The organism is Streptomyces yaizuensis, from assembly GCF_034961445.1.
Classification (GTDB): domain Bacteria; phylum Actinomycetota; class Actinomycetes; order Streptomycetales; family Streptomycetaceae; genus Streptomyces; species Streptomyces yaizuensis.
On sequence record NZ_BSBI01000012.1, the window covers coordinates 268895 to 282107 of the forward strand.

The following is a 13213-nucleotide window of genomic DNA, read 5'->3' on the forward strand; positions in this document are numbered from 1 at the left end:
GCCGCCGTGCCGTCGAGAATGCCCGGATCCCGTCGTTTCCGCCGGAGCGGCGTACGGGAGCCGCCCGTATGCGCCATACGGACGCCCATGGACCGGGCCCGCGTGCACAGTGCCGTGCCCTGTGCTCTGGTGAGGGCAGACCGCCGCGCCCCGGACGCGCCGGCGGGCGACCGGGAAGAGGGGTTCGGCGATGGAACCGGTGTCCGGCGGCGCCGCCCCCGGCACGGACGACACCGGGCGGCGGTTCGTCTTCCCCAGCGCGCCGACCGTGCTCGTCGCCGTCACCCTCGCGGTCTGGGCGCTCGCCTTCCTGATTCCGCCGGGGGAGTACGAACGCGACGCCGACGGAGCGCCCGTCGAGGGCACCTACCACCGGGTCGACACCGGACAGGGCTTCGCCGACCGGCTGAACGACCTCTTCCTCGCCCCGGTCAACGGCCTGTACGGGATCCGCTCCCCGGTCACCGGGGAAGTCGGCCCCTCGCTCACCGGGGAGCTGTACGGCAGCGCGGGCGTCTTCCTCTTCGTCCTCGCCATCGGCGCCTTCATCGCGGTCGTCTTCGCCACCGGCGCCCTGGACCTGGGCATCGCCCGCCTCGCCCACCGGCTGCGGACCCGGGGCGCGCTCCTGATCGCCGGGGTGATGCTGGTCTTCTCCCTCCTCGGCACGGTGGAGGGCTTCGCGGAGGAGACCCTCGGCTTCTACGGTCTGATCGTGCCGCTGATGCTCGCCCTCGGCTACGACCGGATGGTCGCCGTCGGCGCCATCATCCTGGGCGCCGGGATCGGGGTGCTCTGCTCCACCGTCAACCCCTTCTCCACCGGCGTCGCCTCCGCCGCCGCCGGTGTCCCGCTCGGCGACGGCATCGTGCTCCGGGCCGCCATGTGGATCGTGCTGACGGCCGTGACCATCGGCTATGTGATCCGCTACGCCCGGCGGGTACGCGCCGACCCGGCCCGCTCCCTGTCCGGCTTCCGCCCCGGCGACCGCGAACACGCCAGGGCCGAGGCCGTCGAACCGCCCCCGCTGACCCGCCTCCACCAGGGCGTGCTGATCGCGGTCGGGCTGGTCTTCGCCTTCATGATCTTCTCGGTGGTGCCCTGGTCGAGCGCGCTGACGGGGGACGCCGACGCGGTCCCCTACGCCTTCGAACTGGGCTGGTCCTTCCCCGAGCTGGCGGCCCTCTTCCTGGTGGCGGCGGTGCTGGTGGGCCTGTTCGCCCGCCTCGGCGAGCAGCGGCTGAGCGCCACCGTCGTCCAGGGCGCGGCCGACTTCCTCTCCCCGGCGCTGGTGATCGTGCTGGCCCGGGGCGTCACCGTCATCATGAACAACGCGCGGATCACCGACACCGTGCTGCACTCCATCGAGGGCGTGGTCCGGGGCACCTCGTCGGGGGTCTTCGCCGTCCTGGTCTTCGTGGTCAATCTGCCGCTGGCCTTCTTGATCCCCTCCACCTCGGGCCATGCGACCCTGGCCATGCCGATCCTGGCGCCGCTGGCGGACTTCGCGGGGGTCTCCCGGGCCCTGGTGGTGACGGCGTGGCAATCGGCGAGCGGCTGGATGAACCTCTGGGTCCCCACCACGGCCGTCACGATCGGCGGGGTCGCCCTGGCCAAGGTGGGCTATGACCGCTATCTCCGTTTCGTCTGGCCGCTGTTGGCCCTGCTCGCCGTTCTGATCTGCGGCTTCCTCGTGGTGGGCGCGGCCCTGGGGTGAGCCCGCCCCGGCTGCCTGTGCTGCCCCGGCGGCGGGATGAATCGGATCGGAAGGGGCGAACACTCCGTCAATCCCCGGTGAAGGCTTGCCGTGCCCGCCCACCTGTGTCATATAGGTCTGGACCATTCCAGTTCCTTGGCGGAGGTCCCACCCGTGCAGCGTCCCCCCACTCTTCCCGCGCTGGTCGCTCTGGGCGCACTCGTCCTCACCGGCTGCTCCGGCACCGGCGACAACGACAAGAAGGACGGCAAGGCCCCCACCACGCCGTCCAACGTCACCGCCCAGGCGGGCAGCGCCACCTCGGTCCATGTCATGTGGCAGGCGTCGACCGACGACAAGGCCGTCACCGGCTATGAGGTGTTCCAGAAGGACACCAAGGTCAAGGCCCTCCCGGCCGGCAAGACCATGGTCGACGTCGACGGCCTCAAGCCCCGTACCGCGTACAGCTTCACCGTCCGCGCCCGGGACGCGGCCGGCAATCTCTCCGAACCCAGCCCGGCCGTCGCCGTCACCACCCCCGAGCCGGCCCCCGAGGACCACCGGCCCCCCACCGTCCCCGGCAAGCTCACCGGAGCGCTCGACGGCTCCCGCGCGGTACGCCTCGCCTGGCGCCCCGCCACCGACAACACCAAGGTGACCTCGTACGACATCTACCAGGAGGACTCCAGGATCCACAGCGTCGCCGGCACCGAGACCGGCGCCAGGGTCACCGGACTGCGCCCCGGCACCGTCTACACCTTCACCGTCCGGGCCCGCGACGCCGCCGAGAACTCCTCGGCCGACAGCAACGCCGTCGACCTCACCACCCCGGCCGCCGACGGCGAGGGCCCCAGCACCGCGCCCACCGATCTGGTGGCCACCGCCGCCAAGGGCAGCATCGAGCTGAGCTGGAAGCCGCCCCAGGCCGACGGAGCCATCGAATCCCACGAGCTGTACCTCAACGGCAAGCTCGCGACCACCATCGTCTGGGGCGCCATGCCGACCGGCGACACCGCCACGTACACGATGACCGTCACCGACCCGCCCGGCACCCGCTACAGCGTCAAGCTGCGCGCCAAGCTGCCCGACGGCAAGTGGGGCGACTTCTCCGCCCAGCGGACGGTCGTCGCCCGCTGAGCCCAAAGATGTGCGGCGGCCGGGCGGGGTCAGCGCGCCCGGCCGCCGAAGAGGCCGGAGGCGTCCGCGTGCCGCCAGACGTCCGCGAGACCCGCCGCGTCGATCGAGGACCAGTCCCTCGCCTCCTCCACCAGGGCCCGGCCCAGCCGCCGGCCGAGGTCGACCAGCTCCCGGCCCCGGGCGGCACGGGCCGCGTCGTACCGCAGGAGCGCCCCGCCCGGATCGGTGGGCGACGCGGCCAGGGCGGCCCCCAGACCGGCCGCGTCCTGAAGGGCCTTGACCGCGCCCGCGCCGGTGTGCGGACGGGCCACCGACGCGGCGTCGCCGAGGAGGGCGACCCGGCCGCTGACCCCGGGGTCGGCCCAGAAGTCGTACAGCGGCTGCGTGAACAGCTCACCGGGGGCGGTCAGGGCGATCATCCGGGCCCAGAACGGCGGCAGCCGGTCCGCCGCGAGACCGGTGACGTACGTGTGCAGGGCCCCGCTCAGGGTCCCCGGCGGCAGACTGCCCGGCTCCGCGTCGACGACCGGGGCATCCGGCGGCGGGGCCGCGTACAGCACCCAGTTGACATGGGTGCCGCCCGCCGGGCCCGGGATCCGGTAGACCACCAGATGGCCGCCGTCGAAGACGGCGTAGACGACGGTCGTCCGCCCCCACAGCCCGGCGTCGGGCAGCCGGTCCTCCGGGAAGGCGCCGCGCCACGCCCAGTACCCCGCGTACCGGGGCCGTATCCCCGCATGCACGGCCTCGCGGACCACCGAGCGGTAGCCGTCCGCGCCGATCACCAGATCGTGGCGGTCCGCCCGTGCCTCCCGGCCGGGCGCCGCCGCCGGACGGACCTCCGCGCCGCCGGGAAGGACGGTCACGGAGGCCACCGGTGTCCCGGCGCGGAAGTCGGCCCGGTCCGCGACCGCTGTGCGCAGCCCGCGCCAGAGCGCGCCCCAGGTACAGGTGCGGACGGGACCGAAGTGCTCCTCGGTGTGGATCAGCCGGCCCAGCGGCGCGGTGCCGCCCCGGACGTACCACTCCCGCCGGGTCACCGGGGCCCAGGGCATGGCCGGATCCAGCAGGCCCGCCGCCGCCAGCTCCGCGTACCGGGGTTCGATGACGGCGACCCCCACACCCCGCTCGGCGAGATCGCCGCCGGTGCGCTCGTACACGGTGATGTCCCGCCACCCCGCCCGGTGCAGGGCGAGCACGGCCGCGCACCCCCCGATGCTCCCGCCGACGACGGCCGCCCGCAGGCTCCTCGGGTCCGCCGGGTCGCTCATGACGGCGCCTTCTCGATGTCCATGGGCGCATGGTCGCAGCCGGGAGCCGCCGGAGCCCGGTCCCGGCGGTGGGATTCAGCCGGTCGGCCCGCCCGTCGCCTCGCCCGCTGCCCCGCCTGTCGTCCCGCCCGCTGCCCCACCGGTTGTCCCGTCCTCGCCGCCGGTCAGCAGCTCGTACGCGGGCAGGGTGAGGAAGTCCTCGTACCGCTCGTCCAGCGCCACCCGGAGCAGCAGGTCGTGCGCCTGCTGCCAGCGGCCGGCGGCGAAGGCGTCCGCGCCCAGTTCGGTACGGAGATCGCCGAGTTCGGCGGCGGCGATCCCCCGGACCAGGGCGGCGGTGACGCGTTCGCCGTTCTCCAGGACCACCCCGGCGTCGGTCCACTGCCAGATCTGCGAACGGGAGATCTCGGCGGTGGCGACGTCCTCCATCAGGTTGAAGACGGCGACGGCGCCGAGCCCCCGCAGCCATGCCTCGATGTAGCGGATGCCGACCCGCACGGCGCTCCGCAGCCCGGCGGAGGTCGGCCGGGCGTCCAGCGTGTCGACGGCGATCAGATCGCCCGCCGTCACCCGGACGTCCTCGCGGAGCCGGTCCTTCTGGTGCGGACGGTCCCCGAGGACGGCGTCGAAGGAGGCCAGGGCGATGGGGACCAGGTCCGGATGGGCGACCCAGGAGCCGTCGAAGCCGTCGGCGGCCTCCCGGTCCTTGTCGGCGCGGACCTTCTCGAACGCGACCCGGTTGACCTCGGGGTCGCGCCGCGAGGGGATGAACGCGGCCATGCCCCCGATGGCGTGCGCGCCCCGCCGGTGGCAGGTGCGGACGAGCAGTTCCGTGTACGCGCGCATGAACGGCGCCGTCATGGTGATCGCGTCCCGGTCGGGGAGGACGAACGCGGGCCCCGCGTCCCGGAAGTTCTTGATGAGGGAGAAGAGGTAGTCCCAGCGGCCCGCGTTCAGCCCGGAGGCGTGCTCGCGCAGCTCGTACAGGATCTCCTCCATCTCGTACGCGGCGGTGATCGTCTCGATCAGCACGGTGGCGCGGATCGTGCCCCGGGGGATGGCCAGATACTCCTGGGCGAAGACGAAGACGTCGTTCCAGAGCCGGGCCTCGTGGTGGGACTCGGTCTTGGGCAGATAGAAGTAGGGGCCCTTGCCGAGGTCGAGCAGGCGCCGGGCGTTGTGGAAGAAGTAGAGGCCGAAGTCGACCAGCGCGCCGGGGACGGATCCGCCGTCCGGTCCCTCGACATGGCGCTCCGGCAGATGCCAGCCGCGCGGCCGCATCACCACGGTGGCCAGCTCCGCGTCCGGGCGCAGCGCGTACGCCTTCCCGGTCCGTCCGTCGGTGAAGTCGATCCTCCGGTGGTACGCGTCGTGCAGATTCAGCTGGCCGTTGATGACGTTCTCCCAGGTGGGAGCGGAGGCGTCCTCGAAGTCGGCGAGCCAGATCCGGGCGCCCGAGTTCAGCGCGTTGATCGTCATCCCGCGGTCGGCGGGGCCGGTGATCTCGACCCTGCGGTCCTGGAGCGCGGGGGGCGCGGGGGCGACCCGCCAGGAGTCGTCGGCGCGGACGGCGGCGGTCTCCGGGAGGAAGTCGAGGCGCGCGGTACGGGCGATCTCCGCGCGGCGCTCCGTGCGCCGGGCGAGCAGTGCGTCGCGGCGGGGGGTGAACCGCCGGTGCAGCTCGGCGAGGAAGACGAGGGCCGCCTCGGTCAGGACCTCGTCCTGCCGGGGGAGGGGCGCGGCGGTGACGGCGGCCGGCCGGGACGGCGCTGGTGCGGACATGGGCGGTCACTTCCTTCGGCGGGCGGGGCAGCCGGCCGGGATCCCCGGTGGGCGCGGGGAGCCCAGGGCTTCTGGTCAGTGGATAGTAGTTTCCTCATTGTGGAACTACAAGGGTGCGAAGTGGCCGCAGGGGAAGGGGAGATGACCCCGGGGAGCGGGAGATCCGGGAGATGGTCACGGGGACAGGAGGCCGAGGTCCGCCGGGGTGTCGATGTCACGGGGGTCCGCGATGTCCCCGCACTCGACGAGGAGCAGGGAGCCGGTGTGCTCCCGCAGATAGGCGCGGGCGCCCCGGTCGCCCCGGGCCGCCGCCGCGACCCCGGCCCAGCGGTCGGCGCCGATCAGCACCGGATGGCCGCGCCGCCCGCCGTACCCGGCCGCAGCGAGCACGGAGGGGGAGGTGTACGCGGAACGGAGCCGGGCCACGGCCGCCGCGCCCACGCCCGGCTGGTCCACCAGCGTCACCAGCACGGCACCGGCGGCGGTGGGGGAGAGCGAGGCCAGCCCGGCGCGGAGCGAGGTGCCCATGCCCCGGGTCCACGCGGGATTCTCCAGGACGACGCAGCCGGTGAGGTCGGCCGCCGCCCGCACCCGGTCGGCGGCGGCGCCCAGCACCACGTGCACCGGGTCGCAGCCGCCGTCCCTCAGGGCGCGGACGGCGTGCTCGACCAGGGGGCGGCCGTGGTGGGTCAGCAGCGCCTTGGGGTGGTCGCCGAGCCGGTGCCCGCCGCCGGCCGCGAGCAGCAACCCGGCCACGACGCCGGCGCCGCCGCCGCTGACGCCGGGGGCCGGGTCCGCCGCCGCCGTCCCGGGGCTCCTGGTGGGTGCCGGCTCCGTCATGGGCGCTCCTCTTCTCATGTCCCCGAACTCCCGTACGACTGGCTCTGCCGGGTCCGGACCCGGCTGCGGGTCCGCCCGCTCGGCCCATGAAGTGACTCTCGGTCACGGGTCTGTCAAGTCCGACGCCCCGTGTTCACCCGGTGATAGCCCGCGCGCCGGGATTTCAGGACGGGAACCGGTCGGGTCGGACCGGCCCGATTCCGACAGGTGGTGGCCGGAACCGCAATCCCCCGTAAGTCTCAGGGATACCGGGCGTCCCATATGCTCGTGCGCTGGTCCGGACCTTTTGGGAGGCCGTCCGGCGGACCGGTCGATCGGAGCACGTGGGCGGGGTGCGGGCCGGGGGCGCACCCCCTGTGCCGACCGTGCGCCCCTCGTGCCCCTCGCCGATGACCGTTTGGCGCAATGCGACCGAACCCGTACAGCCATCGGCCTGAATTCGTTCCTCGGAGTGGCGCGTACCGCGCGTCATGGCGTTAACTTGCCCGCAACTCTGGGTGGTTGACCGTCGACTGACGGTCGTGCGGACCGTCCCCGGAGGTGTGCGAGGGGGAGAACTTGTTGCGCAGCGTGGGGCAGACGCAGGTGACGAGCAGTGGTACGGATCCCCAGGATCCGCGGGTGACGGCGCTGGGGGTCGCTGTGCGGCGGCTGCGCCGCGAACTGGCCGGGCACCCCGGCAGGTTCCCCGACCGGGACATCGCCGACCGGGAGCTGGTCGTGCTGGCCGCCCTGGCGGCCTCCGGGCAGCCGGACATCTGTCTGATGCGGCGCTCGCTGCTGCTGGTCGCGGGGGCGATCGGCTCGGTGAGCGCGCTGACGCCCGCGCTGTTCCAGGTGCGGAGCGCGGTGGAGCTGTTCGGGGAGGTGCCCCGGTAGGCACCCGGCACCCGGCGGTCGGCCCGGGGTCGGCCACCCGCCCGCCGGGAGGGCCCCGAGGGGCCGGGAAGGACCGGGAGCGCCAGGGGAAGACGCAGGTGGCGGCGGGTGTCGTCGGCTGCGGTGGCAGGGCTGTCGAGGCTGTCCTAGCGTGGGGGCGAAAAGTGTGATTTCGCCCACTGACGTCCAGAGGAAGCTGATATGGCTGACAAGCCGGCAATCGTCCTGGTGCACGGGTTCTGGGGAGGCGCGGCCCACTGGGGGAAGGAAATCCTCGAACTGCGGCGGCGGGGCTACGGCGACCTGCACGCCGTGGAGAATCCGCTGACCTCGCTCGCGGAGGACGCCGAGCGGACCCGGAAGATGGTCAAGCAGGTCGACGGCCCCGTGGTGCTGGTCGGGCACTCCTACGGCGGCGCGGTCATCACCGAGGCCGGTGACCTGCCGAACGTCATCGGGCTGGTCTACGTCGCCGCGTTCGCGCCCGACCGGGGCGAGAGCCCGGGGCAGATCAGCCAGGAGAAGCCGCCGGCGGCGTTCGAGAACCTCGTCCCCGACTCCGACGGCTATCTCTGGGTCAAGCAGGACAAGTACCACTGGAGCTTCGGCGCGGACCTGCCGGAGGAGGAGGCGTACGTCATGGCGGTGACCCAGAAGGCGCCGCTCGCCTCGACCTTCGGCGACAACATCACCGACCCCGCGTGGCGGAAGAAGCCCACGTGGTACCAGGTGTCCACCAACGACCGGATGATCCACCCGGACAACGAGCGCCGGATGGCGGAGCGGATGTCCCCGCGCAAGATCATCGAACTGGAGGCGAGCCACGCCTCGCTGGCCTCGCACCCCAAGGACATCGCCGATCTGATCGACGAGGCGGCGGCCGAGAGCTGAGCGGCCCGCGTCGGACGAACGGACCGCCGGACGTACGGACCGCCGGACGTACGGAAGAGCAGGCGAGCAGGCGAGCGGACGAGCGCAGGGCGCGGGCCCCGGGAGTCACCCGGGACCCGCGCCCCTGCCGTACCGCCATAGATCAGATGCCCGCCGTGCCCGTGCTCTTCAGCTCCGCCGCCAGCGCCAGCGCGACCTCCTGGAGCACGGGCACGATCGAGGCCGTGGCCGCCTCCGTGACCCGCCCGGCCGGCCCCGAGATGGAGACGGCCGCCGCCGTGGGCGACTCGGGCACCGGGACGGCCAGGCAGCGCACCCCGATCTCCTGCTCGTTGTCGTCCACCGCGTACCCCTGGTGACGCACTTCCTCCAGCGCCCGCAGAAAGGCGTCGGGCGTGGTGATGGTCCGGTCGGTGGCGGCGGGCATCCCCGTGCGGGCCAGCAGCGCGCGGACGTCGTCGGGGCGCGCGCCGGCCAGCAGGGCCTTGCCGACGCCGGTGGAGTGGGGCAGGACCCGCCGCCCCACCTCGGTGAACATCCGCATGGAGTGCTTGGACGGCACCTGGGCCACATAGACGACCTCGTCGCCGTCGAGCAGTGCCATGTTCGCCGTCTCGCCGGTCTCCTCGACCAGCCGGGCCAGATGGGGGCGGGCCCAGGTGCCCAGCAGCCGGGACGCCGACTCGCCGAGCCGGATCAGCCGGGGGCCCAGCGCGTAGCGGCGGTTGGGCTGCTGACGTACGTATCCGCAGGCCACCAGGGTGCGCATGAGCCGGTGGATGGTGGGCAGGGGGAGCCCGCTGCTGGCGGAGAGTTCGCTGAGTCCGACCTCGCCGCCGGCGTCGGCCATTCTTTCGAGCAGATCGAAGGCGCGCTCCAGCGACTGCACGCCGCCGCCGGGGGACTTGACGGCGGCGTCGGGGGTGCTGGCGCTGGCGCTGGACGTCGGCACGGGTGGCGGTCCTTTCGGGCGGACGGGCAAGTGAGCAGCCTACCGGCCCGGGTGGCGCACGGGCGATCCATCCTTCTGTTCCATGGAAAATTTATTCCATTAAGTGGAAGGTGTGTGCGCCGGACGCTTGACGGGTTCCCGGGGGCGGGTGAGACTCCCTCAACAGTTCGTTGAATTCGCCTGTGCGTTCGTCGTATGCGGGGGAGGGGAACGGATGACCGGCAACGGCGTGCGCCTGGTGGTGCGTTCGAGGCGCGTGATCACACCGGAGGGGGAACGCCCTGCCTCCGTCGCGGTCTCCGGCGGAGCCATCACGGCGGTGCTGCCGTACGACGCCCCCGTCCCCGAGGGGGCCCGCCTCGAAGACGCCGGCGACCATGCCGTGCTGCCCGGCCTGGTCGACACCCACGTCCATGTGAACGACCCCGGCCGCACCGCGTGGGAGGGCTTCCGGTCCGCCACCCGCGCCGCCGCGGCCGGCGGCGTCACCACCCTGATCGACATGCCGCTCAACTCCCTGCCCCCGACCACCACCGTCGCCCATCTGGGCGTCAAGCGGGCCACCGCCCGGCCGAAGGTCCATGTCGACACCGGCTTCTGGGGCGGGGCGGTCCCCGGCAACACCGCCGACCTGCGGCCCCTGCACGACGCCGGCGTCTTCGGCTTCAAGTGCTTCCTGTCGCCGTCGGGCGTGGAGGAGTTCCCGGAGCTGGACCCCGCCGCGCTGGAGCGGGCGGCGGCCGCGGTCGCCGCCTTCGGCGGACTGCTGATCGTGCACGCCGAGGACCCCGGCGAGCTGGCGGCACAGCAACCGGGCCCCCGCTACCCCGACTTCCTCGCCTCCCGCCCCCACCGGGCCGAGGACAGCGCCGTCGCCCGCCTGGTCGATGTCGCCCGGCGGCTGGACGCCCGGGTCCATGTGCTGCACGTGTCCTCCGCGGGCGCGCTGCCCCTGATCGCCCGCGCACGGGCCGAAGGCGTACGGATCACCGCCGAGACCTGCCCGCACTTCCTCACCCTGACCGCCGAGGAAATACCCGACGGCGCGACCGAGTTCAAGTGCTGCCCGCCCATACGGGAGGCGGCCAACCGGGACGCGCTCTGGGCCGCGCTCGCCGACGGCACCCTCGACTGCGTGGTCTCCGACCACTCGCCGTGCACCGGCGAACTGAAGACCGGCGACTTCGCCTCCGCGTGGGGCGGGATCTCCTCGCTCCAACTCGGACTGCCCGTCGTGTGGACCGAGGCCCGGCGGCGCGGACACACCCTCGCCGACGTCGCCCGCTGGATGGCGACGGGGCCCGCAGCCCTCGTCGGCCTCGCCCGCAAGGGCGCCATCGCGCCCGGACGCGACGCCGACTTCGCCGTCGTCGCCCCCGACGAGACCTTCACCGTCGACCCCGCCCGGCTGCACCACCGCAACCAGGTCACCGCGTACGCCGGGAGAACCCTGTACGGAGTCGTCCGCTCCACCTGGCTGCGCGGTGAGCGCATCGCGGTGGACGGCACCCCGGCCGCACCCACCGGCCGGCTGATCGAAAGGACCGACCGCCCATGACGTGCCCTTCCTTCACCGGCGACGCCGAGCCCTACCGGGGCGGCGACCCGTACGCCGACTACCGCGTCCCGACCGGCGGATTCCCCTTCGCCGACCGCGTCGACCTCGCCGACCGCCGTCTCGGCGCCGGGGTCGTCGCCGCCAACGACGAGTTCTTCGCGGAGCGCGAGAATCTGCTGAGCCCGGGGCCCGCCGTCTTCGACCCCGGGCACTTCGGCCACAAGGGCAAGATCATGGACGGCTGGGAGACCCGCCGCCGCCGGGGCACCGGCGCGGACCGGCCCCACCCCGGGGACACCGACCACGACTGGGCCCTGATCCGCCTCGGCACACCCGGCGTCGTCCGGGGCATCGTCGTGGACACCGCCCACTTCCGGGGCAACCACCCGCAGTCGGTCTCCGTCGAGGCGACCCGCCTCCCCGGCACCCCCTCCCCCGGGGAACTGCTCGCCGACAGCGTCACCTGGACGACGCTCGTCCCCCGTACCCCCGTCGGCGGGCACGCGGCCAACGGCTTCACCGTCACCGCCGAGGAGCGCTTCACCCATCTGCGGCTGAAGCAGCACCCCGACGGCGGGATCGCTAGGCTGCGCGTCCACGGGGACGTCGTGCCCGACCCCGACTGGCTCGCCGCGCTCGGCACCTTCGACCTGGCGGCCCTGGAGAACGGCGGACAGGTCGAGGACGCCTCCGACCGTTTCTACTCCTCGCCCACCAACACCATCCGGCCGGGGCGCTCCCGGAAGATGGACGACGGCTGGGAGACCCGGCGCCGCCGCGACAGGGGCCACGACTGGATCCGCTACCGGCTGGTGGAGCGGGCGCGGATCCGGGCGGTCGAGATCGACACCGCGTATCTCAAGGGGAACAGCGCCGGCTGGGCCTCGCTGCGGCTGCGCGACGGCGCGGACGGCGACTGGACCGAGATCCTGCCCCCGGCCCGGCTCCAGCCCGACACCAACCACCGCTTCGTCCTGGAGCGGCCGGTCACGGGCGACGGGCTCCGGCTCGGCATCCACCCCGACGGCGGCATCTCCCGGCTGCGGGTCCTCGGGTCGCTCACCGACGACGGGATCACCCGGCTGCGGGCCCGCCTCCGCGCCCTGGGCGGCTGACCGGCGGACCGTGCCCCCCTGCCCGTACGACCTGTGCGTACGGGCAGCGGAGAGGACACGCGGGGTCCCGGTTCCCCGGAAACCGCCGGGACGCGCAGCACCCTGGGAGCCGCACGCACCCCCCCACGCACTGGCGCTCCCGGACGGAGAACAGGCACCATGACCCGACCGACCCGGCTCTCGCTCACCACGTTCGTCACCCTCGACGGCGTCCTCCAGGCCCCCGGCGCCCCCGACGAGGACACCACCGGCGGCTTCCCCCACGGCGGCTGGTCCGTCCCCTACGGCGACGAGGAGTTCGGCGGCTATATGGCCGAGGTCTTCGCCGGGGCCGGGGCCTTCCTCCTCGGCCGCCGGACCTACGACATCTTCGCCGCCTACTGGCCCGCGTTCACCGACCCCGCCCACCCGATCGCCGCCCCCCTCAACTCCCTCCCCAAGTACGTCGCCTCCACCACCCTCACCGACCCGGGCTGGGCGGGCACCACCGTCATCGGCCGCGACGACCTCGCCGCCGACGTCCGCGCGCTCAAGGAAGGGGACACCGACGGCGAACTCCAGGTCCACGGCAGCGGCCGGCTCGCCCGGAGCCTGCTCGCCGCCGATCTCGTGGACACCCTGCGGCTGCTCGTCTTCCCGGTGGTCCTCGGCACGGGGCTGCGCCTGTTCCCCGAGGGATCCCGGCCCACCGCCTTCCGGCACACCGGCGCCCGCACCACGCCAGGGGGCATCGCCATCAACACCTACGCCTGGGACGGCCGCCCCCGGTACGGAAGCTACGCCTGACCCCCGCCCGCCCCGGGTCGGTCCTTCAGCCGCTCCCCGGTCATCACCAGCGCGAACCCCACCACCGCGATCACCACATTGGTGAAGACGGCGCGCTCCCCGAAGAACGTCACGTTCTCCGTCAGGAAACGGGTCGCCCCCATGACGGGGAACCACCCCGTCAGCTCACGGACGACCCCGCACACACCGAGGACCAGCAGGACCCCGCCGACCCACCCCAGGACTCTGTTCATGACACCGAGCCTCGGGCGTCCCCCCGGCCCCGCGCATCCGCCCCCGGTACCCGCCACCGCCGTCCAAAGTCTC

The 13213-nt window shown here is 73.5% G+C and carries 11 protein-coding genes and 1 pseudogene; 7 read left to right on the forward strand and 5 right to left on the reverse strand.

Annotated features, from left to right (window positions below):
• Positions 1–190: 190 nt before the first annotated feature.
• Both SYYSPA8_RS27050 and SYYSPA8_RS27055 read left to right on the forward strand, forming a co-directional pair.
• Positions 191–1717: a YfcC family protein gene (locus SYYSPA8_RS27050; protein WP_323449945.1), complete on the forward strand. Its 1527-nt coding sequence runs from the start codon at positions 191–193 to the stop codon at positions 1715–1717.
• A 153-nt stretch (positions 1718–1870) separates the two neighbouring features.
• Positions 1871–2833, forward strand: a complete 963-nt coding sequence (locus tag SYYSPA8_RS27055; RefSeq protein WP_323449946.1) for a fibronectin type III domain-containing protein — start codon at positions 1871–1873, stop codon at positions 2831–2833.
• Between the two features lie 29 nt (positions 2834–2862).
• Here SYYSPA8_RS27055 and SYYSPA8_RS27060 read toward each other — a convergent pair whose 3' ends face one another.
• From SYYSPA8_RS27060 to SYYSPA8_RS27070, 3 genes and pseudogenes are all read right to left on the reverse strand, one after another.
• Complete coding sequence (locus SYYSPA8_RS27060; RefSeq protein WP_323449947.1) at positions 2863–4104, reverse strand: FAD-dependent monooxygenase; 1242 nt, start codon at positions 4102–4104, stop codon at positions 2863–2865.
• A gap of 159 nt (positions 4105–4263) precedes the next feature.
• Positions 4264–5886, reverse strand: a pseudogene (aceB, locus tag SYYSPA8_RS27065) (malate synthase A); the annotation flags it as partial.
• A gap of 174 nt (positions 5887–6060) precedes the next feature.
• Positions 6061–6726, reverse strand: coding sequence for a nucleotidyltransferase family protein (locus tag SYYSPA8_RS27070; protein ID WP_323449948.1), 666 nt, complete (start codon positions 6724–6726; stop codon positions 6061–6063).
• A 558-nt stretch (positions 6727–7284) separates the two neighbouring features.
• On the opposite strand from SYYSPA8_RS27070, the gene SYYSPA8_RS27075 reads away from it, so the two are divergent.
• On the forward strand, positions 7285–7605 hold the full coding sequence (locus SYYSPA8_RS27075; protein ID WP_323449949.1) for a DUF5955 family protein: 321 nt from the start codon (positions 7285–7287) through the stop codon (positions 7603–7605).
• Positions 7606–7806: 201 nt separating this feature from the next.
• On the forward strand, positions 7807–8496 hold the full coding sequence (locus SYYSPA8_RS27080) for an alpha/beta hydrolase (RefSeq protein WP_323449950.1): 690 nt from the start codon (positions 7807–7809) through the stop codon (positions 8494–8496).
• A 142-nt stretch (positions 8497–8638) separates the two neighbouring features.
• Here the strand turns inward: SYYSPA8_RS27080 and SYYSPA8_RS27085 are convergent, their stop codons facing one another.
• On the reverse strand, positions 8639–9448 hold the full coding sequence (locus tag SYYSPA8_RS27085) for an IclR family transcriptional regulator (protein ID WP_323449951.1): 810 nt from the start codon (positions 9446–9448) through the stop codon (positions 8639–8641).
• Between the two features lie 214 nt (positions 9449–9662).
• Between SYYSPA8_RS27085 and allB the strand changes: the two genes are divergently transcribed.
• From allB to SYYSPA8_RS27100, 3 genes are all read left to right on the forward strand, one after another.
• Complete coding sequence (allB, locus tag SYYSPA8_RS27090; protein WP_323449952.1) at positions 9663–11006, forward strand: allantoinase AllB; 1344 nt, start codon at positions 9663–9665, stop codon at positions 11004–11006.
• Positions 11003–12121 carry an allantoicase gene (alc, locus tag SYYSPA8_RS27095; protein WP_323449953.1) on the forward strand — a complete coding sequence of 373 codons (1119 nt, stop codon included), beginning with the start codon at positions 11003–11005 and terminating at the stop codon, positions 12119–12121. Before allB ends, alc begins: the two co-directional genes overlap by 4 nt.
• Before the next feature lie 159 nt (positions 12122–12280).
• Positions 12281–12907, forward strand: a complete 627-nt coding sequence (locus SYYSPA8_RS27100; protein WP_323449954.1) for a dihydrofolate reductase family protein — start codon at positions 12281–12283, stop codon at positions 12905–12907.
• Here the strand turns inward: SYYSPA8_RS27100 and SYYSPA8_RS27105 are convergent.
• The gene (locus tag SYYSPA8_RS27105) at positions 12898–13140 is read right to left on the reverse strand and encodes a hypothetical protein (protein ID WP_323449955.1); all 243 of its coding nucleotides are present in this window, start codon (positions 13138–13140) and stop codon (positions 12898–12900) included. The genes SYYSPA8_RS27100 and SYYSPA8_RS27105 overlap by 10 nt on opposite strands.
• Positions 13141–13213 lie beyond the last annotated feature (73 nt).

Bases quoted from the DNA above. Each gene is read 5' to 3' on its own strand.
- SYYSPA8_RS27050 (WP_323449945.1), top strand. From the start codon at position 191: ATGGAACCGGTGTCCGGCGGCGCCGCCCCCGGCACGGACGACACCGGG.
- SYYSPA8_RS27060 (WP_323449947.1), bottom strand. From the start codon at position 4,104: ATGAGCGACCCGGCGGACCCGAGGAGCCTGCGGGCGGCCGTCGTCGGC.
- SYYSPA8_RS27070 (WP_323449948.1), bottom strand. From the start codon at position 6,726: ATGACGGAGCCGGCACCCACCAGGAGCCCCGGGACGGCGGCGGCGGAC.
- SYYSPA8_RS27080 (WP_323449950.1), top strand. From the start codon at position 7,807: ATGGCTGACAAGCCGGCAATCGTCCTGGTGCACGGGTTCTGGGGAGGC.
- allB (WP_323449952.1), top strand. From the start codon at position 9,663: ATGACCGGCAACGGCGTGCGCCTGGTGGTGCGTTCGAGGCGCGTGATC.
- alc (WP_323449953.1), top strand. From the start codon at position 11,003: ATGACGTGCCCTTCCTTCACCGGCGACGCCGAGCCCTACCGGGGCGGC.
- SYYSPA8_RS27100 (WP_323449954.1), top strand. From the start codon at position 12,281: ATGACCCGACCGACCCGGCTCTCGCTCACCACGTTCGTCACCCTCGAC.
- SYYSPA8_RS27105 (WP_323449955.1), bottom strand. From the start codon at position 13,140: ATGAACAGAGTCCTGGGGTGGGTCGGCGGGGTCCTGCTGGTCCTCGGT.